Consider the following 21986-nt stretch of genomic DNA (forward strand, 5'->3'; position numbering starts at 1 on the left):
ATGGGCGGACTGTTCTCCACCACCGTGCTGTACGCGCTCGCGTCCGGTGTCGCCGTCGGCGGCGGGCTCGCCCTGTTCGTCGTCGCCGTACGCGGGCTGCCGGCGAAGCCCGAGCACGAGAAGCAGAAGGCGAGCGAGCGCGCGGGCGAGCTGGCCCGGTTCGCCGGGCGGCGCGGCTCCCTCGCCGCGCTCGTCGGCCTCGCCGTGCTGCTGCTGACCCGCTGGGCAGTCGCCGGCATCGCGGCCGCCGTCCTGGTCTTCTTCTGGGACCGCCTCTTCGGCGGGGCCGCGGAGGAGCGGGCCGCGATGCGGCGGGTGGAGGCGCTGGCGTCCTGGACCGAGTCGCTGCGCGACACCATCGCCGGCGCGGTGGGCCTGGAGCAGGCGATCCCGGCGTCCGCGCGGGCCGCCGCGCCCGTGCTGCGCCCGCACCTCGACGCGCTCGTGGACCGGCTGCGCGCCCGCACCCCGCTGCCCGACGCGCTCCAGCAGCTCGCCGACGAGATCGACGACGCCTCCGCCGACATCATCGTGGCCGCGCTCATCCTCAACGCGCGGCTGCGCGGCCCCGGTCTGCGGCAGGTGCTGGGCGCGCTGGCGAAGTCGGCGCGCGAGGAGGTGGACATGCGGCAGCGCGTGATGGCGCAGCGCGCGTCCACCCGGCGTTCGGTGCAGATCGTCGTCGCCGTGTCGATCGCGTTCGTGCTCGGACTGTCCATCTTCAACCGGGACTTCGTCGAGCCGTACGGGACCGCCGTCGGGCAGCTCGTACTGGCCTGTGTCTGCGGTCTGTTCGCGCTCGGTTTCTGGTGGCTGCGCAAGCTGTCGACCATCGAGACGCCCGAACGTTTCCTGGTGCGCGACGAGTCGGCGGTGCGGTTCGTCCGGCCGCGCACGCCCGGTGCCGGGCCGGCTCAGCAGCAGGCGCCGCTCCAGCCGGAAGAGGGGGTCCGCCGGTGAGTGACGAACTGACGATGCCGGTGATCGTCGGCGCGATCGTGGGCCTGGGGATCTACGTCCTGGTCCGCGCGTTGATGCCCACCAAGCGCAGCGCCATATCCCAGGTCGCGCGGATCGACGCGATGCGCGCGCGGGGGGCTGCGTACGAGTCGGCGCGGACGGCGCGGGACACCGGCCGTTTCGGCTCACTGCGGTCCGAAGTGGGCGCGCGGGTCGCCGAGTTCTATCTTCAGCAGGGGTGGGAGCAGCGCTCGCTGCGCGCGGACCTCGCGGTGCTGGAGCGCAGCTGGGAGAAGTTCCTGGCGACGAAGGTGCTGCTGGCGGTGGCGGGTCTGTTCTTCGGGCCGTTCCTCTTCGCCATCGTCTGGACGCTCGCCCTCGCCGACAGCCCGATCATCCCGGTCTGGCTGGCCCTGCTCTGCGCCGCGCTGTTCTTCTTCCTGCCCGATCTGGAGGTGCGCCGGGACGCCGCCGAGAAGCGGCGCGATCTGCGGCGGGTGATCGGCGCGTATCTGGACCTGGTGTCGATGAGCCTGGCCGGCGGCCGGGGTCTGCCGGAGGCGCTGATGGCGGCGGCCGAGGTGTCGGACGGCTGGGCCACGCACCGTATCCGCAACGCCCTCGCCGACGCCCGGATCACCGGCATCAGCCAGTGGCAGGCGCTGGGGCAGCTGGGTGAGGAGCTGGGCGTGGAGGAGCTCAAGGACCTCTCCGCCTCCCTGGCGCTCGTCGCGGATGACGGGGCCAAGGTGCGCGAGTCCCTCGCCTCCCGCGCCGAGACGATGCGGCACCGCGAACTCGCCGAGATCGAGGGCAGCGCGGGTGAGAAGTCCCAGTCGATGCTCGTGGCGCAGCTGCTGCTGTGCGCGGGGTTCCTCGTGTTCCTGATCTTCCCGGCGGCGATGCGGGTGTTCCAGGTGTGAGAACCGTGAACTGCCGAACCGGCAACCGCGATCCGTACGTCAGAACTTCCGTGAACCGAATTCGAGAGGACAACGCGTCATGAACGGACGTACCTTCCACACCGGCATTCCCGCCGTGGACTTCCTGGTCACCTTCATGCGGGCCCGCGTCGAGCGTGCCCGCTCCGGCGAACTGGACCGCGGGGCCTCCGCGGTGGAGTGGGTCATCATCTCGGCGGTCGTCGTGGCGATCGTCGGTGTGGTGGCCGCGATCATCAACGCCGCGCTCAGCGAGGGTGCCAACAAGGTCGGCGACTGCATCAAGGGCGCGGACGCGGGCAAGACCTGCTGACGGCCGCTACTTCTCTCACGGGGATGTCGGTGCGCGTACGTCGCTGGGTACGCCGACGGGTGGAGGCAGCTTCCGCCCGCGGCGAGTCCGGCATGACCGCGATCGAGTTCGTGCTGCTCACGCCCGTCCTGTTCTTCATGATCTTCGCGACGGTGCAGTTCGCGCTGTACTTCTTCGCCGATCATGTCGCCCAGGCGGCCGCCCAGGCGGGCGCGCGGAAGGCGCGTGCGACGGCGCACGACCAGCCGGGCGGCTGGCGGGGCGAGGCGCGGGACGTGGTGGACAGCTACATCCGGCAGCTGGGCCCGCAACTGGTGCTGGGGCCCGATGTGAGGATGCTCCAGCCGGAGCAGAACACGGTGGGCGTGGAGATCACGGCACGCATCCCGACGGTGTTCCCGGGGCTGGACCTCACGGTGCACGCGCAGTCGGTGGGGCCGGTGGAGCGGTTCGTGCAGGAGGGGGAGAACTAGATGGGGTTCCCCTGGTTCCCCCTGCGGGACGGGCGGCCGGCCACGGGCGACGACCGGGGGCTGTCCACCGTCGAGGTGGTCATCCTCGCGCCGGTGATGATCCTGTTCATTCTGGTGCTGGTGGGGTTCGGGCAACTGGTCGACGGGCGCGGCGCGTTGGACGGCGCGGCGCGGGACGCGGCGCGTGCGGGCTCGATCCAGAAGGACCACGCCACGGCGATGGCCGAGGCGAGGGCGGCGGCCGAGGCGAACCTCGCGGACGTCTGCGCGGGCCCGGTGACCGTCGTACAGACCAGCCGGGGCTTCGAGCCGGACACCATTTTCACGGTCGAGGTGAGCTGCGAGGTGCGGGGTCTCGCCATGCTGGGCCTGGACATCCCGACGACCCTGACCGCGAGCTTCAGCTCGCCGCTGGACCCGTACCGGAGGACGGCGTGAGAGCGCGTGTGCGGAGCCTGCTGTCGGACCGGCGTGCGCGACTGGACGACCGCGGCTCGGGCGCCGGCGCGGTGATCATCTTCGCGTTGGTGTTCCTGTCGCTGGCGGCCTTCGTCATCGACGGCGGCATGTCCATCTCCAAGCGGGAGCGCGCGGCCGACATCGCGGAACAGGCGGCCCGTTACGCCGCTCAGGACATCGACCGCGAGGCGCTGTACGACGACGTGGGCGGTCCGGCGCCGATCAACTTCGAGAACTGCGACGCCCGGGTGAAGGCCTTCGCCCGGGAGATGGGCATGTCCGGGCCGGACATCGCGGCGACCCACTGCGTCGCGGCGACCGTGGACGCGGTGGAGGTCGAGGTGCAACTGACGTACGCGCCGGTCTTCACGGGCATGTTCTACGGCGGGGACGTGGTGGTGCACGGGCAGTCGGTCGCGGAGAACGAGGTCGGCTGAAACCGGGCCCGGAGGGGGCGGTTTCGGAACCTCCCGGGGATCTGCACAGTGTTCACGAGGAGGTCCGTTTCGAGGCGCCGGACGAGGGCGTCAAGGGTGCTCACAAGCCCGTTCGGGACCGGTCGGCGTGAAGAATTCGGGCGGGTGGTCGGCGCACGTGGCGGAGTCGTGAATCCGGCGGACCCGGACAGCCCCGCACGGTGACCGGACGACTGGTCGCCCTTTCGCGCGCGTGCTTTGATCAGGGTTCCCCCCACCACGCCAATTGGTCCTACGAAGGGAAACGCGCGCCATGAACCTCGCCCCCCAGGTCGAAACCGCCGAAATCTCCGACGCCGACCTGGACTTCGTCTCCGGCGGCCTGGCCGGCGCCGGCGCCGCCAACGTCGACCTCGGCGTCCACGCGGAGGCCGGTGCTCTCGGCGCCCACGTCGAGGCCGGCCCCATAGGCCTCAGCGCGGGTCTGGGCGCCTCCGTCTCGGCGCAGGGCGTCTCGGTGGACGGCCACCTGCACGCCACCCTGTACTGACGGGGCAACGCGGCGGAGCAGGGGCAGGGGAGTGTGTCACTCCTCGCCCCTGCTCTTTTCTGTTTCCCGTTCGTCCTCGACCTTCCTCTTCTCGTCGGCCTGCTCGGTGAGTTCGGAAGCTGACCCGGCTCCGCCTTCGACTGCGGCCGTGGGAGTCAATAGGATCTCTGGAGGCCCAGTAGACCCTCCTTCCACAAACCCAGGACATCCGCCATGCCGCGACGCCGCAGTTCCAGCTCGTCAAGCTCGACGGACGCGGGTTCCGCCACTCCGCGGAACCGGACACCGCAGCCGGTGCGGGTGCGACGGCGGACGTTCGGGGACTTCGTCAAGGCGTTCTTCGCCTTCGTGGCGCTGCTCGCGCTGCTCGTAGGGGTGCCGTTCGCGCTGGCCGTCACCGCCGGCTGGCCGTTCCCGGAGTCGTTCGAGCCGATGGACTGGCTCAAGCAGGACATCTCGGTCGAGACGTTCCTCGGCATCCTGACCTTCGTCGTCTGGCTGGCCTGGGCCCAGTTCACCGCGTGTGTGCTCGTCGAGATGAAGGCCGCCCTCTCGGGGGTCGGGGTGCCGGGGCGGGTGCCCGGGGCCGGGCCCAGTCAGCTGCTCGCCCGGCAGCTCGTCGCCGCGGTGCTGCTGATCAGCGCCACCGCCGCGGGCTTCGCGCCGGGGCTGTCGCAGCTCGGGCAGAGCTTCGAGGGGGGGCAGCAGCCCGCCGTGGCCGCCGCTCAGCAGACGCCCGGCTTCTTCGCCCAGCAGCAGGAACAGGCGGCCGGTGCCGCCGCCGCGCTCGCCGAGCAGGCGTCGCACGCCGAGACGGCGGGCGCCGCCGGCGCCAAGCAGCGGGGCGACACGAAGTTCTACCGGATCCAGCCGCCCGAGGGGCGTCACCACGACTCCCTCTGGGAGATCGCCGAGCGGCACCTCGGTGACGGACGCCGGTACAAGGAGATCTTCGAGCTCAACAAGGACCGTACGCAGCCCGACGGTTCCAAGCTGTCCGAGGCCAGCCTGATCCGGCCCGGCTGGATCATGGAGATGCCCGGCGACGCGCGCGGCGGCGACCTCGTCGAGATGCCCGACGAGGCACCCGAGGTCTCGCCCGAGGTCCAGCAGCAGATCCACGACTACGCCAGGACCGGTGACCACGCGCAGGGCGCCGGCGGCAGCGGCGCCGCCGAGGTCTCCGTGCCCGAGCAGCGGCCCGCCCCCGCGCCCGAGGCCGACAACGCCGGTCACCGGCAGCCCGCGGAGCGGGAGCAACAGCACGCCACGCCCGCCGGGGAATCCTCCTCCTTCGGTCTCCCCGAGGCCCTCCTCGCCGCCCCGCTGCTCGCCGCCGGTCTCCTCGGCGCCCTCGGCCACCGTCGCCGACAGGCCCTGTGGCAGTCGGCGTTCGGCGGCATCGCCGGCCGGCGCGGGATGGAGCCGCCCACGCCGACCGGGGACGCCCAGGACGTGCAGGACGCGCTGCTGGTCGGCGCCGACCCCGAGGGCGTACGGCTGCTCGACCGGTCGCTGCGCGGGCTCGCCGCGTCCCTCGCCGCAGAGTCCCGCCCGCTGCCCACCGTCTACGCGGCCTGGCTCAGCAACGGCGACCTGCACCTCCAGCTCGCCCAGCCGTCCGGGAAGCCGCCGACGCCCTGGCAGCTCGGGCAGGACCAGACGTTCTGGATGCTCGCCAGGGACGACGCCGAGCGGTACGAGGACGTCGACACCGCCGCCCCCTTCCCGGGCCTCGTCAGCCTCGGCACCATGGACGACTCGCGGCTGCTGCTCAACCTGGAGTCCGTCCCCGGCATCGTCTCGCTGAGCGGCAGCGAGACCGACCGGGCCGCCGTGTTCGCCTCCGTCGCCGCCGAGCTGGCCACCAACGGCTGGTCGGACCGGATGACCATCACCCTCGTCGGGTTCGGCGAGGACCTGACCCCGCTCGCGCCCAACCGGCTGCGCCACCTCGACGGCATCGACGCGCTGATCGAGACCATGGAGGCCGAGACGCGGCAGCGGCGGGGCGCACTCGGTGCCGCCGGGCACGACTCCGTGCTCACCGGGCGCACCGGGCCCGCCCAGCACACCCGTTGGGCCCCGCACCTCGTGCTGCTCGCCGCCGAGCCGTCCGCCGAGGACGCCGTCACCCTCGCCGAACTCGCCGCCGACGCGAGCCGTCTCGGCATCGGCTACCTCGTGGGCACCGGCAGCGGCGATCTGCCGGGCGCCGCCTGGGAGATGGAGATCACCGGCGAGGGCAAGCTGCTCGCGCCGCTCCTCGGTCTCGAACTCGACGCCCAGCTCCTGCCCGTCGCCCAACAGCGCGCGGTCGTCGAGCTGTTCACCGACGCCGACCCCGAGCGGGGCCCCGACGGCCCGGGCGACACCCCGCCGTTCCTCGTCGACATCAGCGAGCAGGGGCGGCCCGCCGTGTACGCGCGCCTCGTGGGTCCGTACGAGATCATCGGCCTGGACACCCCGGACGGCGAGCGCAGCGCCCTGCTGCACGAGGCGCTCGCGCTGCTGCTCCTGCACCGCGAGGGCGTGCACCCGCGCGTGCTGTCCTCCGCGCTGTGGCCGCGCGGGGTCACCGACGACGTGCGCGACGCGCTCGTCGAGCGGCTGCGCGCCTGGCTCGGCACCGACCCCGACGGCACGCCCCGCCTCGGCACCGACACCACCGGACGGCTCACCCTCGCCAAGTCCGTCGTCTCCGACCTGGACGTGCTGCGGTCGCTGTACCACGAGGCCACGCAGGGCCGGGGCGTCGACAGCCGGGCCGTGCGCGGCCGGCTGCTCACCGACGCGCTGGTGCTGGTGCGCGGGCCGCTGCTCGCCGACCGGCCCGAGGGCCGCTACCGCTGGCTCACCCACGAGATCGTCGACGCCCAACTCCCGCTGCTCGTCGCGGACACCGGACTCGCGCTCGCCGAGTTCCACATGGAGAAGAACCGCGCGGAGAAGGCCATCGAGGCCCTCGACGCCGCGCTGCGCACCGCGTCGGCCGACGAGCGGCTGTGGAACGAGCTGCTGCGCGCCACCCACGCCCTCGGCGATCCCGAGCGGCTCACCGCCCTCGCCGCCGACCTGATCGGCCGCAGCGGCGCCCGCGGGCTGCCGCCCCGCACCGAGGCGCTCCTCGACGAACTGCTGCCGGCGTGGCGCGACGGGGTCGCGACGGCGGGATGAGCGACTACCTGGACGTGTCGCTGATCGTCGCCGCCGCGCTGTGGGGCGCGGCGGCCGGCGCGGTGCTGCCCCGCGCGGCCTACCGGTTCTCCGTCCCCTCCGGGGAGGAGTGGCGGACGGAATGTCCGGCGGGGCATCCGCTCGGGGGCTGGCTCGGCCGGGGCCGGTGCGGGCGGTGCGCGGGACCGCCGTACGGACCCGGCGTCACGTCCGCCGTCGTCACCGCGCTCGTCTGCGCCGCCCTCGCCGCCGCCACCGGGACCCGGCCCGAGCTGGGTGTGTGGCTGCTGCTCGCGCCCGTCGGCGTACTGCTGGCGACGGTCGACTTCCGGGTGCAGCGGCTGCCCGACCCGCTCACCCTGCCCTTCGCCGCGACCTCACTCGCCCTCCTGGGCCTCGCCGCCCTGGCCCCCGAGCACGCGGGGCAGTGGACCACCGCCCTGCTGGGCGCGCTCGTGCTGGGCGCCGGCTACTTCGTGCTGTTCCTCATCAACCCGGGCGGCATGGGCTTCGGCGACGTGAAGCTGGCGCTCGGCGCGGGCGCCGTCCTCGGCTGGTACGGCTGGCCCACGGTGATGCTCGGCACCCTCACCGGGTTCCTGTTCGGGGCGCTGTACGGGGGTGCGCTCGTCGTCGCGCGGCGGGCGGGCCGCAAGACGGCCATCCCGTTCGGGCCGTTCCTGATCGGCGGGGCCTTCGCGGGGCTGCTGATCGGCGCGTACGCGGCCTGACGTCAGCCGGCGCGACCGGCTGACGTACGCTGGATCGGTCCGTCCACACCTTTTCCGAAAGGGACACCGGTGACCGAGAAGGCCGACCTTCAGACCGTCCTCGACCGTGCCGCCGCCGGTGGGCGGATCACCCCCGAAGAGGCCCTCGACCTCTACCGCGACGCGCCGCTGCACGCGCTGGGCGCCGCCGCCGACGCCGTACGCAGGCGGAAGTACGCCGGTACGGAGCACATCGCGACGTACATCATCGAGCGGAACATCAACTACACGAACGTGTGCGTCACGGCGTGCAAGTTCTGCGCCTTCTACGCCGCGCCCAAGGACACCGCCAAGGGCTGGACCCGCGACCTCGACGACATCCTGCGGCGCTGCGCCGAGACCGTCGAACTCGGCGGTACGCAGATCATGTTCCAGGGCGGTCACCACCCGGACTACGGCGTCGAGTACTACGAGAAGCACTTCGCCGCCATCAAGAAGGAGTTCCCGCAGCTCGTCATCCACAGCCTGGGGGCGAGCGAGGTCGAGCACATGGCGCGGATCAGCAAGGTGGGCGTCGACGAGGCGATCCGGCGCATCCACGCGGCCGGCCTCGACTCCTTCGCCGGTGCCGGCGCGGAACTCCTCCCCGCCCGGCCGCGCAAGGCCATCGCTCCGCTCAAGGAGTCCGGCGAGCGCTGGCTGGAGATCATGGAGATCGCCCACAACCTCGGTGTGGAGTCCACGTCCACCATGCTCATGGGCACCGGCGAGACCAACGCCGAGCGCATCGAGCACCTGCGGATGATCCGGGACGTGCAGGACCGCACGGGCGGCTTCCGGGCGTTCATCCCGTACACGTACCAGCCCGAGAACAACCACCTGAAGGGCCGCACCCAGGCCACCCTCTTCGAGTACCTGCGGATGATCGCCATCGCCCGCCTCTTCCTCGACAACGTGGCGCACATCCAGGGTTCCTGGCTGACCACCGGCAAGGAGATCGGCCAGCTCTCGCTGCACTACGGCGCGGACGACCTCGGCTCGATCATGCTGGAGGAGAACGTGGTCTCCTCCGCCGGTGCCAAGCACCGCTCCAACCGGCTGGAGATCATCGACCTGATCCGCAAGGCGGGCCGGGTGCCGGCCCAGCGGTCGACGACGTACGAGCACCTCGTCGTGCACGACGACCCGGCGAACGACCCCGTCGACGACCGCGTGGTCTCCCACATCTCCTCGACGGCGATCGAGGGCGGCACGGCCCACCCGGAGCTGAAGCTCCTCGCCTCCAACTGACCGGCCCGTGCTGACCCTTCACACCGCCGACGCCTCGCCCGAGGCCGCCGTCGTGGTCGACGGCGCGCACATCGCCGCCGTCGGCCCGTACGAAGAACTGGCCGCCGGTCATCCGGGCGCCCGGCTGCGGCGGTGGCCCGGCATCCTGACGCCCGGTCTGCTCAACCCCTACGGCCCGGAACTGCTGGAGCAGGCGTACCACCCCGACCCGCGCGAGGCGGACCGGCTCGGTACCGAGCCGGTGTTCGGGGAGCGTGCACGGGCACTGCTGGCCGCCGGACCGTCCGCGCGGGGCGCCAGCGCCCGCCGCGGAGTACAGCGCATGCTGGCGCACGGAACGGTCGCGGTCGCCGGCGAGCTGCGCAGCCGCGAGGCCCTGGACGCGGTGCGCAGGGCCGGGCTCGCCCTGGCGGGGCGTCCGCCCGCACTGCCCGGGCCCGCGGCGCTCTCCCCGGTTCCTCTCGTGCTGCTGCCGGGCCTCGGCGCCGGGAAACCCGCGCGGTTCGCGGTGTTCGACGTGCCCGACCGGGACGCCCTCGTGCGGGACGGCGCGTCCACGTGCGTGGCCACCGTCGTGGGCGGCCGCCTGGTGTACCGGCGGCGCTGACCCATGGCGAGGCCGGCCCCTGGCGGCGCGGCCCTCACCCCGAAAACGCCTCCCCGAACGCCCCGTCCTCCTGGGACACCCCGCTGCAAGTGGTCAACGCGTCATCCGCGGCGGCGTCTTCACCGCACTCCGTGTCCCGGAACGCCGACCACATCGACACCCACGCGATCCCCTTCTCCTCCGCGAAGGCACGCACCTCCCCCGCGTCCTCCAGCGTGAACGTCTCCCCCTCCACGTCGTTGACGCCGATCATCGAGGTGAGCGCCATGCCCCGCCAGGCATCGGCCTGCGACAGCCCGAAGACCTCCTGGAGCTGGACGTTCGCCGCCTCGGCGGAGGCGAGGGCGTAATCGCCCATGTCACCGTCGTAGGACTCGCCGTAGTTCATCGTCATGAGGTTGACGGTGGCGACCTGGACGCCCTGGCTGTTCGCGGACTCCAGCAGGGCCAGCCCGTCCTCGTCGAGCCCGGACGGCATGACCGGGAGGGTGAACGACACCTCCAGGTCCGTGCGTTCCTCCTGGAGCAGCGCGATCGCCTCCGAACGCAGGTCCACGGAGGCGGAGTCGGTGAGTTCGTCGCCCTCGATGTCGAAGTCGGCGCGGGTGGCGCCGGCCGCGTCGAGCGCGGTGCCGTACGAGTCCGCCAGTTCCTCCGCGCTGTCGCAGGCGGCCGCCAGCTCGTCCCCGGAGGCGCCGCCGAAGGAGACCCGTACGTCGGCGCCGGACCCGGTGAGCCCCGCGATCCGGGACGTCACGGCCGCGTCGTCGATGTCCTGGGTACCGTTCCAGTACGGGGTGCAGCCGCTGCCGGAGGAGATCACGAACGCCAGGTTGTACGTCGTGGGGGAACCCGCCGAGTCGGTGTCGGAGGCCGCCGAGGAATTGACGTACGGGGCGTACGCGGTGGTGGGGTCCGCGGCCGGGGCCGCGTCCGTCGTGGTCTCCCCGGCGGAACAGCCGGCGGTGGCCGCGACCAGGGCCAGGGCCGGGAGGAGGGCGAGCCCGGCAACGGACTTCAGTGGACCGCGCATCGTGCCCGTTCCATTCGTGAGACGTCGGGTGGACGGCCAACGTGGCACACGGGACTGTGCGCTTTCTGAGGATGTACGCCCGGTTCCCGGCTGATTCTCAGGGGACGGAGAGGTTCGCGGCCCTTCCACGGGAGACTCACAGGGAACGCCGGGTTTTCCCCGCACAGCGGCCCCTACCGTCCGGGCCATGCATTCCGATCCCGCCATCGAAAGCCGCGCCGACGCGCGCGGCCGTCGCCGCAAACGCCGCAACGGGTCAGGCGAAGGACCCGTCTTCGTCGACTCCTCCGGACGCCGGGCCAGGCTGCTGCGCCGGATCGGCCTGCTCCTGGGAACCGTCTGCGCCGGGTACGCGGTCGTGCTGGGGATGGCCTTCCTGGGCATCGGCACCTCGGTCACGCCGGCCTCGCTGCTGCCGTTCGGAGGAGGACAGGGGGAGGCCGGTCCCGGTGGCGGCGCGGGTCCGCGCGGCGGGGTGGCCCCCACCGGCACACCGCCGTCCCCGCCGGCCGGTGCCCCGAGCGCCACCGCCGTACCCACCCCCTCGGCGGCGTCATGATCGCCGCGCCCCCCGCGCGCGGCCGGCGCCGCGCCCCCACCCGAATGGAGCGCGCCGCCGGGCGGGCCGCGGCGCTGCACCGGCCGCGGGTCCTCCTCGCGCTGCTGCTCCTGCTCGCCCTGACCTGTGTGCTGCTGCTCGACGGCTATCTGCGCTCCGAGGTCGGCGACGACCAGCGGGTCCGCACCGGGGCATCGGCCTCCGAGGTGCCCGACGAGATTCTCGACGGCGGCCCGATCCTCACCTTCCCCGGCGGGCAGGCCGAGACCGTCTCCGTCCCGGACAGGACGATCGTGCTCACCTTCGACGACGGACCGGACCCCACCTGGACCCCGAAGGTCATGGAGGTCCTGGAGGAGTACGACGTTCCGGGCACGTTCTTCGTGGTCGGCTCGATGGTGTCGCGCCACCCCGACATCGTGAAGGACCTGGTCGACCAGGGCCACGAGATCGGCGTCCACACCTTCACCCACGTCGACCTGTCGTACCAGAGCGCCTCCCGCGTCACCCGCGAGATGGAGCAGACCCAGCTCGCGCTCGCGGGCGCGGCCGGGATCACCACCACGCTGTTCCGGGCGCCGTACTCCTCCGAGCCGGACGCCGTCGACAACTACAGCTGGCAGGTCTACCAGCAGCTCGGCGAGGACGGGTACACCAGCGTCTTCATCGACACCGACAGCGAGGACTGGAAGGAACCGGGCGTCGCGAGGATCGTCGAAGGGGCCACCCCGGAGGACGGGGAGGGCGCCTCGGTGCTCTTCCACGACTCCGGCGGCGATCGCACGCAGACCGTCGCGGCGCTGGCGAAGTACATCGAGAAGATGCGGGCGGAGGGGTACACCTTCACCACCGTCAGCGGCGCGATGGCCGAACAGCGGCAACAACCCGCCGGTGCCGCCGTCCCCGCCGGTGCCGGCGACCCGCTCCAGGCATCCCACCGTCCCGCCACCGGCACGACCCTCTACGAGGGCAAGGCGCTCATCGCGGCCGTCACCGTCGCCGAGTGGACGGTGCCCGCGCTCTCGGCCGGCCTGGCGATCGTGGGCGTGGCCGTCCTGGGGCGGTTCGGGCTGATGCTCGTCCTCGCCCGGCGCCACCACCGGCAGCGCAACAGACGCCGCTTCAGCTGGGGGCCGGCCGTCACCCGGCCGGTCAGCGTGATCGTCCCGGCGTACAACGAGAAGGAGTGCATCGAGAACACCCTGCGGTCGCTGGCCGGGAGCACCCATCCGATCGAGATCGTCGTCGTCGACGACGGCTCCACGGACGGCACGGCGGACCTCGCCGAAGCGCTCGGCCTGCCGGGCGTCCGGGTGATCCGGCAGGAGAACGCGGGCAAGCCGGCCGCCCTGAACACCGGCATCCGCAGCGCCCGGCACGACATCGTCGTGATGATGGACGGCGACACCGTCTTCGAACCGGACACCGTGGGCCGCCTGGTACAGCCCTTCGCCGATCCGTCGGTGGGCGCCGTCGCGGGCAACGCCAAGGTCGGCAACCGCTCCACGCTCATCGGCGCCTGGCAGCACATCGAGTACGTGATGGGCTTCAACCTCGACCGGCGCATGTACGACCTGCTGCGCTGCATGCCGACCATCCCCGGCGCGATCGGCGCGTTCCGCCGCGAGGCGGTGCTCCAGGCGGGCGGGATGAGCGAGGACACCCTCGCCGAGGACACCGACATCACCATCGCGCTGCACCGCGGGGGATGGCGGGTCGTCTACGAGGAGCACGCACGCGCGTGGACCGAGGCCCCACGCTCGCTGCGGCAGCTCTGGTCCCAGCGCCACCGCTGGTCGTACGGCACCATGCAGGCGCTGTGGAAGCACCGCAAGTCCCTGACCGACAAGGGGCCCTCGGGACGGTTCGGGAGGGTCGGCATGCCGCTGGTGGTGCTCTTCCAGATCGTCACGCCGGTGTTCGCGCCGCTCATCGACGTGTTCACCGTGCACTCGATGCTCTTCGTCGACTTCGAGGCCGCCCTGTTGGCCTGGCTGGCCGTCCTGGGCGTGCAGCTGGCGTGCGCCGCGTACGCCTTCCGGCTCGACCGGGAGAAGTACCGGTATCTGCTGATGATGCCGCTACAGCAGTTCGCGTACCGGCAGATGATGTACCTCGTCCTCATCCACTCCTGTGTCACCGCCCTGACCGGCGGCCGGCTGCGCTGGCAGAAGCTGAAGCGGACGGGCGAGGTCGGGATGCCGTCGGCGGGGACGGGCGGCTGATGGGGGCGCACCGCAAGGGGGCCGTGCGCCGGCAGGCCACGGCCCCGCCGGGCCGCGACGGGTACTTCGACGTCCTGCGCGCGGTGGCCCTCGTCCGGGTCGTGGCGTACCACACCTTCGGCTGGGCCTGGGCGGGGATGGTCTTCCCGTCGATGGGGGTGATGTTCGGGCTGGCCGGCACCCTGATGGCCAGGTCGCTGCGGCGCCCCGCGCTCACGGTGATCCGGGGCCGGGTCCGCCGCCTGCTGCCGCCGTTCTGGTTCTGGGGCCTCTTCGTGGTCACCGCGATGCTGGTGCACGGCTGGATGCCGGGGTGGCGGATCGTGTACTGGATCGTGCCGCTCGGCGACCCGCCGGGCAGTGCCTGGGCCGAACAGGCCTGGGAGATCGTCTGGTACCTGCGGACGTACCTGTGGTTCGTGCTGCTCTCCCCGCTGCTGCTGCGGGTGTTCCGGCTGTCGCCGCTCGTGGTGCTGGTGCTGTCGCTCGTCCCCGTCGTCGTCCTGACGTACGTGTGGCAGCCGCCGGAGGGGCGGCTCGGCAGCGCCCTCACCGACCTCGCGACGTTCCTGTTCTGCTGGCTCCTCGGCTTCGCCCACCACGAGGGCGTGCTCGGGCGGCTGCGCCCCCTCGCCGTCGCCGTGGCGTCGCTCGCCGCGCTCGCCTACGGCGGCTGGTACGCCCTCGCCCACCGGTCCGCGTACGGCGGCACCTACGACCTGGACGACAACCCGCTCGCGCAGGCCTTCTGGTCGGCCGGGTTCGTGACGCCGCTGATGTACGCCAAGGAGTACGCGGGCCTCGTCGGACCGTCCCGTTCCCGGCTGGTCGCCGTGTTCAACGCGCGCGCCGTGACGATCTACCTCTGGCACGAGGTGGCGCTGATCCTGGCCGTGCCGCTGATCGACCGGTTCTGGGAGGTGCCCGCGTTCCAGGCGCATCTGCCCCTGGAGAGCCAGTGGTTCGTGTTCGGCGTCGGCTGGGTCCTGATCGGCGGCTTCGTGCTCGCGTGCGGCTGGGTCGAGGACGTCGCCGCGCGCCGGAAGCCGACGCTCCTGCCGGGCGGGCGGGCTGCAAGAATGGGCGGGTGACCCGCGCATCCCTGGACAAGCAGCCGCACGAAGTCGCCTCGATGTTCGACGACGTCGCGGAACGATACGACCTGACGAACGATGTGCTGTCCCTCGGCCAGGACCGGCGATGGCGCAAGGAGGTCGCGAAGGCCGTCGACGCCCGGCCCGCGCAGAAGATCCTGGACCTGGCCGCCGGTACGGGCACCTCGTCGATGCCCTTCGCCCGCGCCGGTGCCTACGTCGTGCCCTGCGACTTCTCCCAGGGCATGCTCCGGGTCGGCAAGCGGAACCGTGACTGGCTGCCGTACACCGCCGGCGACGCGACCCGGCTGCCCTTCAAGGACGACGTCTTCGACGCCGTCACCATCTCCTTCGGGCTGCGCAACGTGCAGGACACGGACGCGGCGCTGCGCGAGATGCACCGGGTGACCCGGCCCGGCGGGCGGATCGTCATCTGCGAGTTCTCGCACCCGACGTGGGCGCCGTTCCGCACCGTCTACACCGAGTACCTGATGCGCGCGCTGCCGCCGGTCGCCCGGTCGGTGTCGTCCAACCCGGACGCGTACGTCTATCTCGCCGAGTCCATCCGCGACTGGCCGGACCAGCCCGCGCTGGCCGGCCGGCTGAAGGGGGCGGGCTGGTCGCGGGTGGCGTGGCGCAATCTGACGGGCGGTGTGGTGGCGCTGCACCGGGGCTTCAAGGAGAGCTGAGCATCACCGCGTGGGGGAGGGCGGGCTCGTCCAGTTCCCGCTGGAGCCCGCCCGTCGGCGGCACCGGTCCGCGCGGCTCGCGCACCCCTCCGCCGCCCTCGCCCTCACCGAAGTCGAACCACACGTGGACCACGGAGTCCCGCGGCACCTCCGTGCCGGGCTGCGGGTACTGCCGTACGACGTAGTCGACGACGACGAACGGGAAGTCCGGCCGGTCGGGGGCGTTGACGGACAGGCCGCGCGCCCGGGCGGACTCGCGGGCGTCCACGGCCATCAGACCGACCAGGCGCGGCACGCGCACTTCGGGCGTCGGTGTCCTGGGTGTCATACGCACGGACGTCACCCCCCAAGCGGTACCGGCAGAGTAGACCCGCGCCGTGCCCGCCGGAAGCATCAAGTGGCGTTCCGTGACAATTGATTACTGTGAGTAACGATGGTTGGTGGTTGTCGGGGTCAGAGATCCAGCCGGTAGCAGTGGGCCTCTCGCGGGTCGGGCGGGAGTGTGAACGTCTCGGCGAGGCGCATCCCGAGCCGCCGGGTGACCGCTACGGAACGGGTGTTGCGGGCGTCCACCATCGCCACCACGCCCTTCAGGCCCGTCGCCGCCACCCGTTCCAGCGTCTGCCGGGCCGCCGCGGTGACGTACCCCTTGCCCCAGTGTTCCCGGGCGAGCCGCCAGCCGATCTCGATCTCGCCGGTCGGGCCCCAGTTGCGCTCCCACGGTTGGGCCCCGGTGAAGCCGATGACCCGGCCGGACTCGTCGAGCATGCTCCACAGGCAGAAGCCGAGTTCGGCGTCGTGCCGGCGCTGGCGGGCGGTGAGCTCCTCGTAGACCGACAGCTCCGCCGACGTGCCGCCGTGGAACTCCATGACGTCCGGATCGTCGAAGATCCGGTGCCAGGCGAAGGCGTCCTCGTGGGTGGGGACGCGCAGCCGTACAGCGGGTAGAGCTCGGTTCACGGGGCAGCCCTTCAGCCGGGTGATCAATCGTGCTGAATAGACTGCCCATGTCCAGTGCCGGTCGGCACGCAGATTTCGAACTTGGGGAGATCCCGCCGTGACCGAGCCCCTCTCCGACAACACCGCCGATGTCATCGTGGTAGGCGCGGGGCCGGCCGGCTCCACCACCGCCTACCACCTGGCCCGGTCCGGACTCGACGTGCTCCTGCTGGAGAAGACCGAGTTCCCGCGGGAGAAGGTGTGCGGCGACGGCCTCACCCCGCGCGCAGTGAAGCAGCTGGTGTCGATGGGCATCGACATCTCCGAGGAGGCCGGCTGGCTGCGCAACAAGGGCCTGCGCATCATCGGCGGCGGGGTCCGCCTCCAGCTGGACTGGCCGGATCTCGCCTCCTTCCCGGACTACGGCCTGGTCCGCAAGCGCGACGACTTCGACGAGCAGCTCGCCCGGCAGGCCCAGAAGGCGGGCGCCCGGCTGTACGAGCGCTGCAACGTCGGCGCGCCGATCGTCGACGACCGCACCGGGCGCATCACGGGCGTGAAGGCCAAGCTCGGCGAGGACAAGCGCGAGGTCACCTTCCACGCCCCGCTGGTGGTGGCCGCCGACGGCAACTCCACCCGGCTGTCCCTGGCGATGGGCCTGCACCGCCGCGAGGACCGCCCGATGGGCGTCGCGGTCCGCACGTACTTCACCTCGCCCCGCCACGACGACGACTACCTGGAGTCCTGGCTGGAACTGTGGGACCGCCGCGGCCCGCAGGACCGTCTGCTGCCCGGTTACGGCTGGGTCTTCGGCATGGGCGACGGCACGAGCAACGTCGGCCTCGGCGTGCTCAACACCTCGGAGGCCTTCAAGGAGCTCGACTGGCGCGAGGTCCTCAAGGCCTGGTGCGCCTCCATGCCGGAGGACTGGGGCTACACGCCCGACAACATGACCGGCCCGATCCGCGGCGCCGCGCTCCCCATGGCCTTCAACCGCCAGCCGCACTACACGCGCGGGCTGCTGCTCGTCGGCGACGCGGGCGGTCTGGTGAACCCGTTCAACGGCGAGGGCATCGCCTACGCCATGGAGTCCGGGCAGATCGCCGCCGACGTGATCGTCCAGGCCCACGCGCGTGCGACCCCCGCCCAGCGGGAGATCGCGCTCCAGCGCTACCCGCGCGTGCTGAAGGACACCTACGGCGGCTACTACACGCTGGGCCGCGCCTTCGTGAAGCTCATCGGCAACCCGAAGGTCATGCAGATCGCCGCCCAGCGCGGGCTGACGCACCCGATGCTGATGCGGTTCACCCTGAAGCTGCTCGCCAACCTGACCGACCCGACGGGCGGCGACGCGATGGACCGCATCATCAACGGTCTGAGCAAGGTGGCGCCGAAGGCCTGACCGACGCGGCCGGTGGTCCACTGCGACCGGGGTGGTCCATTGTGATCATTGCGTAACGCATCTGTGGACAACTGTTCGGCTGTGGTCGGTGTCGTACGGGACGTAATCACTCAGGCACGTCCCGTACGACGAAAGAGCCTTCCATGACACAGCAGGCAAACCGGCGGCTGGGGCCGCTCAGAGCCCTGGGGCTGGTGGCCGCCACGAGTCTGATCGCGGCCGGTGCCGCGGGCACCGCCCGGGCGGCCGACGCGCCCCTTCCCGTGACCATCACCGGTGCGGACCGGGTCGACCTGTCGCTGGCCTCCGACAACGGAGAGCCCTCGGAGCCGCAGGTCGACCTGCGGCTGAACGTCCCGGGGGAGGAGTTCGAGGGCGAAGGCGACATCCCGCCCGTGTTCACCGGTGACTACACCATCCGCATCGACGCCACCGGGCTGGAGGGCGTCGCCTCGGTGGAGCTCCCCTGCGACGCCGACGGCCTCGTCGCCGTCTGCACGGGCAGCGAGCTCTACGCCGGGCAGCAGTACAACCGGGTCGGCGGCATCCGGCTCGACGTCAACGACGCCAGCGAGGCCGGGGACTTCGGCACCATCACCGTCACCGGTGAGGGCGAGGGCCTGGAGTTCGCGCCGCTCGACATCGACGTACTCGTCGGCGGCCCCGAGTTCCTCAACCGCGAACTGCCCCGGCCCGGTGACCTGGAGGCGGGCGACACCTACAAGGCGCCCGTCGGACTGCGCAACGTCGGCAGCATGCCGTCCGAGGGCGCGGTGCTGAGGTTCCACGGCTCCCGCGGGGTGTCCTTCCCCGGCTCGTACGGCAACTGCGCCTACTCCGAGGTGACCACGGGCCCGCTGCTGCGGCAGGGCACCGACGTCATCTGCACCTTCGAGGACACCATCGAGGCCGGTACGGCGTACGCGCTGGCCAAGCCGCTGAGGGTGCGGACCGCGGACTTCGCGCTGAACGACATCTTCACCTACTCCTTCTCCGCGGTCCCGCCGAGCGAGGCCGCCGGCCTGCGCGCGGCCAAGGACTACCGGCAGGGCAGCGGACCGGACCTGAAGCTGAGGAAGGTCCCGGGCGCGAACCCGGCGGACTACACCAAGTACGCCGAGCTGGACCTGCCCACGACGAACACCTACGACCTGGAGCTGACCGGCGCCTCGGAGGCGGCCGAGGCCGGCGACACCGTCACGGCGGAGATCGGCTTCCGCAACAACGGCCCGGCCTGGGTCAGCGCGCTGCGCTCCGGCGGTGAGCCCATCACGTTCACCGTGGCCGTGCCCGAGGGCGCGACCGTCACCAAGGCCCCGGAGGAGTGCGGGGAGACCGAGATCTCCGAGGGCGAGCGCGGCTACCGCTGCTGGGTGAGCACCCCGCTGCTGGAGGACGCCGAGCTGAGCTTCCCGTTCGAGCTGCGCGTCGACCGGGTCGTCGAGGGCGCCAAGGCCCGGGTGGCGCTGCCGGAGTGGGACAACCCGTTCGACTCCGACCACACCAACGACTCCGCCTGGATCGTCCTGAACGGCGCGGACGGCTCGGACGGGCAGACGGACGGCGGCACGGGCCAGAACGGCGGCGGCACGCCGTCCCCCTCGGCCTCGGCATCGGCATCGCCCTCGGCCGGGACGGGACAGCAGGGCGGCACGTCCGGTGGCGACACGGGCGACGACGTCCAGGGCGGCCTGGCGTCCACCGGTGCCGGCGGGACGGCGCTGATCGGCGGAGCGGCACTGCTGGCGCTGGGCCTCGGCGCGGGCGTGGTCGTGGTGCTGCGTCGCCGGGCGCGGCAGGCGGGCGGGCTCACCGCCTGAGGAGTGTGAGTGAGCGCCCATAGGGCGCGAAGCCGTGAGCGGCGCTGTGAGCGGCCGGGGTCCGGACATCGGACTCCGGCCGTCGGCGTTCGCCCCGGGGCCCCGTGAGGGGCCGTCACGGGCCGAATCAGCCCCTCCGGCGTTTGAGGAGCGGGGTCTGGGGCGGAGCCCCAGGTTCGGGACGGGAAGGGGCGGCGGGGGCGAAAACCCCCCACCTCGGGCGCAAGGCGCGAACACGAGGAGGGCCGCTGCCCCCGAGGCAGCGACCCTTCGGCCCGTATGAGCGCGGCTCAGAGCACGCGCACGGCACCCGACGCCGGGTAGCCGGAGAGGTCCTGGATGACGACGCCCTTGGACGGGTTGGCTGCGTCCAGGTACTGGCCGCCTCCGATGTAGACACCCGTGTGGTACGCGGAGCCCTTGCCGCCCCAGTACAGGATGTCGCCGACCTGGATCTGCGACAGCGGAATGTCGGTGCCGACCGTCGACTGGTCCTGCGAGACGCGCGGCAGGTCGACGCCGACCTGCCGGAACGCGGCCTGCACCAGGCTCGAGCAGTCCCAGGCGTTGGGACCCGTGGCACCCATGACGTAGGCGTCGCCCACCTGCGCCTTGAGGAAGGCGATGACCGTCGCGACGCTGCCGCCGGCGGGCGCGGAGGCGGTGGTCGTGGCGGAGGCGGTGGAGAGGGCGGGGCGCTCGGCGTCGCGCGCGGCACGCTCGGCGGCGGCCTTGCGGGCCTCCTCGGCGGCCTTCTTCTTCGCTTCGGCCTTCTTCTTGGCCTCGGCGAGGTCCGCCTTGGCCTCCTTCGCGGCCTTTGCGGCGGCCGCGTCACGCTCGGCCCGCAGCTGGTAGTTCGCGGCCGCCTGCTGGGTGGCCTCCGCGGACTGGGCGGCCTGAGCGGCCAGGTCGGCCGTCAGGGTGGGCAGTTCGAGGGTCTGCGTCACCGGCTCGGCGGCGTTCGCCGAACCCGACGCCCCGGCCACTGCCAGGGTGCTGAGGACGCCACCGGCAACTCCGGCCCGCATCGCGATCGTGGACGTCGCGGTACGGCGGGGCTTCCGGTGGCTGCGTATGTGAGCGGTGTGGGACATGGGAACAACCGGTACCAGGGGCTGCTTCATATCTTCAAGAAACGTGTGCTGCGCCACAGTTGTTCAATCGGGGCTCCGAATCCCGGGCGTGTCGTTCTTTATTGACGCCGTAACGGACATTGCGGGCGCCCGTGATCGGCCCGTGATCACGTACTTTCATCGTTACGCCCGAATTGCCCCGCGCTTACCACCGGTTGGACTGGTTGGCCAATCCCTCCTCTCATGCGGCTCTCATGAATGTGACGGAGGTCACGGAACGATTACCCCAGCCGTCGCGTCCGGAGCGTCGGCCCGCGCTTCGGACGGCCGCGGAATCGACGGCCGCGGAATCGACGGCCGGGTCGACGGCGGGTGCGAGGGCGGCGTCGGGTCGACGGGGCGCCCGGATCGGTGGAGCAGGCGAGGGTGACGGCCCGGTGGCCGGAACGTGGCGCCGGGACTTCGTGAACGCGTGCACACGTCCACATCCCGCCGCCCGTCCCCTCTGATGTGTGAACGCTCCTCTATCAAGAGATCAAGTCCAGCACCAATTTGCATGCGCGGGAAGCGTCTTGATATTGAGACAGCCCTTCTGAGCTGCGCTGACGAGGGAAAATGTCACCTTTGGTGACCACGTGGATGCTTGGCGTGTGAAGATCACCGCTCATCCGACTTCATGATCGTTCGTCAGGTGGTGGAGATCACAAAGCTTGTGCAATACCCCGTGTCGCAGATCACAGACCCACGGGCATAAGATGCGGAGCGGTTGGGCTTGTGACCTGCTTCACATGTTCTCGATCTTCGCCGGGGCGGGCGTGGTTCGTGGGGCTGTTGAGGCGGGTGAGCCCACTGCACAACCGCCAGCAGTCAGTGCCGACTGAGAGGAGCGAGGAGCGGTGAACGCGTATGCGCCCATCCTCGTACTGGGAGCCCTCGGGGCAGGCTTTGCGATCTTCTCCGTGGTCATGGCCACGCTGATCGGTCCGAAGCGGTACAACCGCGCCAAGCTCGAGGCGTACGAGTGCGGTATCGAACCGACCCCCACGCCGGCCGGCGGCGGGCGCTTCCCCATCAAGTACTACCTGACGGCGATGCTCTTCATCATCTTCGATATCGAGATCGTCTTCCTCTACCCCTGGGCCGTCACCTTCGACGCCCTGGGGCTTTTCGGGCTCGTGGAGATGCTGCTCTTCGTGCTCACCGTCTTCGTCGCGTACGCGTACGTATGGCGGCGCGGCGGCCTGGAATGGGACTGA

At 71.7% G+C, this 21986-nt stretch carries 22 protein-coding genes; 18 read left to right on the plus strand and 4 right to left on the minus strand.

Annotation, left to right across the window (positions count from 1 at the left end; genetic code table 11):
* The 11 genes from ACZ470_RS04350 (at position 1) to ACZ470_RS04400 (ending at position 9896) form a co-directional block, all read left to right on the plus strand.
* Positions 1 to 960, plus strand: a complete 960-nt coding sequence (locus ACZ470_RS04350; protein ID WP_468425170.1) for a type II secretion system F family protein — start codon at positions 1 to 3, stop codon at positions 958 to 960.
* A 14-nt stretch (positions 961 to 974) separates the two neighbouring features.
* Entirely contained in the window at positions 975 to 1883 is a 909-nt protein-coding gene (locus ACZ470_RS04355) for a type II secretion system F family protein (RefSeq protein WP_468425171.1), read from the plus strand.
* Positions 1884 to 1962: 79 nt separating this feature from the next.
* Positions 1963 to 2214 (plus strand): hypothetical protein, encoded by a 252-nt coding sequence (locus ACZ470_RS04360; RefSeq protein WP_006133157.1) that lies wholly within the window; start codon positions 1963 to 1965, stop codon positions 2212 to 2214.
* A gap of 23 nt (positions 2215 to 2237) precedes the next feature.
* The gene (locus tag ACZ470_RS04365) at positions 2238 to 2687 is read left to right on the plus strand and encodes a TadE family protein (RefSeq protein ID WP_468424305.1); all 450 of its coding nucleotides are present in this window, start codon (positions 2238 to 2240) and stop codon (positions 2685 to 2687) included.
* A complete protein-coding gene (locus ACZ470_RS04370) occupies positions 2688 to 3125 on the plus strand; it encodes a TadE/TadG family type IV pilus assembly protein (protein WP_468424307.1) in 438 nt (145 codons plus the stop codon).
* Positions 3122 to 3583 (plus strand): TadE/TadG family type IV pilus assembly protein, encoded by a 462-nt coding sequence (locus ACZ470_RS04375; protein WP_468424309.1) that lies wholly within the window; start codon positions 3122 to 3124, stop codon positions 3581 to 3583. The genes ACZ470_RS04370 and ACZ470_RS04375 overlap by 4 nt, the downstream gene beginning before the upstream one ends.
* Before the next feature lie 292 nt (positions 3584 to 3875).
* Positions 3876 to 4112 (plus strand): hypothetical protein, encoded by a 237-nt coding sequence (locus ACZ470_RS04380; RefSeq protein ID WP_468424311.1) that lies wholly within the window; start codon positions 3876 to 3878, stop codon positions 4110 to 4112.
* Positions 4113 to 4325: 213 nt separating this feature from the next.
* Positions 4326 to 7289 carry a BTAD domain-containing putative transcriptional regulator gene (locus tag ACZ470_RS04385; protein WP_468424313.1) on the plus strand — a complete coding sequence of 988 codons (2964 nt, stop codon included), beginning with the start codon at positions 4326 to 4328 and terminating at the stop codon, positions 7287 to 7289.
* Positions 7286 to 8020: a prepilin peptidase gene (locus tag ACZ470_RS04390; protein WP_468424315.1), complete on the plus strand. Its 735-nt coding sequence runs from the start codon at positions 7286 to 7288 to the stop codon at positions 8018 to 8020. The genes ACZ470_RS04385 and ACZ470_RS04390 overlap by 4 nt, the downstream gene beginning before the upstream one ends.
* Positions 8021 to 8089: 69 nt before the next feature.
* Positions 8090 to 9289, plus strand: a complete 1200-nt coding sequence (mqnC, locus tag ACZ470_RS04395; protein ID WP_468424317.1) for a cyclic dehypoxanthinyl futalosine synthase — start codon at positions 8090 to 8092, stop codon at positions 9287 to 9289.
* A 7-nt stretch (positions 9290 to 9296) separates the two neighbouring features.
* Positions 9297 to 9896, plus strand: coding sequence for an imidazolonepropionase-like domain-containing protein (locus ACZ470_RS04400; protein ID WP_468424319.1), 600 nt, complete (start codon positions 9297 to 9299; stop codon positions 9894 to 9896).
* A 34-nt stretch (positions 9897 to 9930) separates the two neighbouring features.
* Here ACZ470_RS04400 and ACZ470_RS04405 read toward each other — a convergent pair whose 3' ends face one another.
* Positions 9931 to 10929 (minus strand): chitinase, encoded by a 999-nt coding sequence (locus ACZ470_RS04405; RefSeq protein ID WP_468424321.1) that lies wholly within the window; start codon positions 10927 to 10929, stop codon positions 9931 to 9933.
* Positions 10930 to 11116: 187 nt separating this feature from the next.
* Between ACZ470_RS04405 and ACZ470_RS04410 the strand changes: the two genes are divergently transcribed.
* Genes ACZ470_RS04410 through ACZ470_RS04425 form a run of 4 tightly spaced genes read left to right on the plus strand, consistent with a single transcriptional unit; the run spans position 11117 to position 15496 of the window.
* Positions 11117 to 11488: a hypothetical protein gene (locus tag ACZ470_RS04410; protein ID WP_468424323.1), complete on the plus strand. Its 372-nt coding sequence runs from the start codon at positions 11117 to 11119 to the stop codon at positions 11486 to 11488.
* A complete protein-coding gene (locus tag ACZ470_RS04415; RefSeq protein WP_468424324.1) occupies positions 11485 to 13713 on the plus strand; it encodes a bifunctional polysaccharide deacetylase/glycosyltransferase family 2 protein in 2229 nt (742 codons plus the stop codon). Before ACZ470_RS04410 ends, ACZ470_RS04415 begins: the two co-directional genes overlap by 4 nt.
* The gene (locus tag ACZ470_RS04420) at positions 13713 to 14804 is read left to right on the plus strand and encodes an acyltransferase family protein (RefSeq protein WP_468424326.1); all 1092 of its coding nucleotides are present in this window, start codon (positions 13713 to 13715) and stop codon (positions 14802 to 14804) included. Before ACZ470_RS04415 ends, ACZ470_RS04420 begins: the two co-directional genes overlap by 1 nt.
* Positions 14801 to 15496 (plus strand): demethylmenaquinone methyltransferase, encoded by a 696-nt coding sequence (locus ACZ470_RS04425; protein ID WP_468424328.1) that lies wholly within the window; start codon positions 14801 to 14803, stop codon positions 15494 to 15496. Before ACZ470_RS04420 ends, ACZ470_RS04425 begins: the two co-directional genes overlap by 4 nt.
* On the opposite strand, the gene ACZ470_RS04430 is transcribed toward ACZ470_RS04425, so the two are convergent.
* Both ACZ470_RS04430 and ACZ470_RS04435 read right to left on the minus strand, forming a co-directional pair.
* Positions 15483 to 15824: a PASTA domain-containing protein gene (locus ACZ470_RS04430; protein ID WP_468425172.1), complete on the minus strand. Its 342-nt coding sequence runs from the start codon at positions 15822 to 15824 to the stop codon at positions 15483 to 15485. The two genes, ACZ470_RS04425 and ACZ470_RS04430, sit on opposite strands and share 14 nt — an antisense overlap.
* A gap of 125 nt (positions 15825 to 15949) precedes the next feature.
* A complete protein-coding gene (locus tag ACZ470_RS04435; RefSeq protein WP_468424330.1) occupies positions 15950 to 16456 on the minus strand; it encodes a GNAT family N-acetyltransferase in 507 nt (168 codons plus the stop codon).
* 97 nt (positions 16457 to 16553) lie between these two features.
* Here ACZ470_RS04435 and ACZ470_RS04440 point away from each other — a divergent pair, with 97 nt between their 5' ends.
* Positions 16554 to 17837, plus strand: a complete 1284-nt coding sequence (locus ACZ470_RS04440; RefSeq protein WP_468424332.1) for a geranylgeranyl reductase family protein — start codon at positions 16554 to 16556, stop codon at positions 17835 to 17837.
* 143 nt (positions 17838 to 17980) lie between these two features.
* On the plus strand, positions 17981 to 19657 hold the full coding sequence (locus tag ACZ470_RS04445) for a hypothetical protein (RefSeq protein ID WP_468424334.1): 1677 nt from the start codon (positions 17981 to 17983) through the stop codon (positions 19655 to 19657).
* Positions 19658 to 19947: 290 nt separating this feature from the next.
* Here ACZ470_RS04445 and ACZ470_RS04450 read toward each other — a convergent pair whose 3' ends face one another.
* Positions 19948 to 20781, minus strand: a complete 834-nt coding sequence (locus ACZ470_RS04450; protein WP_468424336.1) for a C40 family peptidase — start codon at positions 20779 to 20781, stop codon at positions 19948 to 19950.
* Positions 20782 to 21626: 845 nt separating this feature from the next.
* On the opposite strand from ACZ470_RS04450, the gene ACZ470_RS04455 reads away from it, so the two are divergent.
* On the plus strand, positions 21627 to 21986 hold the full coding sequence (locus tag ACZ470_RS04455) for an NADH-quinone oxidoreductase subunit A (protein ID WP_007490928.1): 360 nt from the start codon (positions 21627 to 21629) through the stop codon (positions 21984 to 21986).

The organism is Streptomyces sp. NPDC031111, assembly GCF_055570675.1.

What these genes read in the sequence shown, in the direction of transcription:
- ACZ470_RS04420 (WP_468424326.1), top strand. Translation starts at nt 13,713, where the DNA reads ATGGGGGCGCACCGCAAGGGGGCCGTGCGCCGGCAGGCCACGGCCCCG.
- ACZ470_RS04445 (WP_468424334.1), top strand. Translation starts at nt 17,981, where the DNA reads ATGACACAGCAGGCAAACCGGCGGCTGGGGCCGCTCAGAGCCCTGGGG.
- ACZ470_RS04370 (WP_468424307.1), top strand. Translation starts at nt 2,688, where the DNA reads ATGGGGTTCCCCTGGTTCCCCCTGCGGGACGGGCGGCCGGCCACGGGC.
- ACZ470_RS04385 (WP_468424313.1), top strand. Translation starts at nt 4,326, where the DNA reads ATGCCGCGACGCCGCAGTTCCAGCTCGTCAAGCTCGACGGACGCGGGT.
- ACZ470_RS04415 (WP_468424324.1), top strand. Translation starts at nt 11,485, where the DNA reads ATGATCGCCGCGCCCCCCGCGCGCGGCCGGCGCCGCGCCCCCACCCGA.
- ACZ470_RS04380 (WP_468424311.1), top strand. Translation starts at nt 3,876, where the DNA reads ATGAACCTCGCCCCCCAGGTCGAAACCGCCGAAATCTCCGACGCCGAC.
- ACZ470_RS04430 (WP_468425172.1), bottom strand. Translation starts at nt 15,824, where the DNA reads ATGACACCCAGGACACCGACGCCCGAAGTGCGCGTGCCGCGCCTGGTC.
- ACZ470_RS04450 (WP_468424336.1), bottom strand. Translation starts at nt 20,781, where the DNA reads ATGAAGCAGCCCCTGGTACCGGTTGTTCCCATGTCCCACACCGCTCAC.
- ACZ470_RS04410 (WP_468424323.1), top strand. Translation starts at nt 11,117, where the DNA reads ATGCATTCCGATCCCGCCATCGAAAGCCGCGCCGACGCGCGCGGCCGT.
- ACZ470_RS04405 (WP_468424321.1), bottom strand. Translation starts at nt 10,929, where the DNA reads ATGCGCGGTCCACTGAAGTCCGTTGCCGGGCTCGCCCTCCTCCCGGCC.
- ACZ470_RS04390 (WP_468424315.1), top strand. Translation starts at nt 7,286, where the DNA reads ATGAGCGACTACCTGGACGTGTCGCTGATCGTCGCCGCCGCGCTGTGG.
- ACZ470_RS04355 (WP_468425171.1), top strand. Translation starts at nt 975, where the DNA reads ATGCCGGTGATCGTCGGCGCGATCGTGGGCCTGGGGATCTACGTCCTG.
- ACZ470_RS04350 (WP_468425170.1), top strand. Translation starts at nt 1, where the DNA reads ATGGGCGGACTGTTCTCCACCACCGTGCTGTACGCGCTCGCGTCCGGT.
- ACZ470_RS04360 (WP_006133157.1), top strand. Translation starts at nt 1,963, where the DNA reads ATGAACGGACGTACCTTCCACACCGGCATTCCCGCCGTGGACTTCCTG.
- ACZ470_RS04365 (WP_468424305.1), top strand. Translation starts at nt 2,238, where the DNA reads ATGTCGGTGCGCGTACGTCGCTGGGTACGCCGACGGGTGGAGGCAGCT.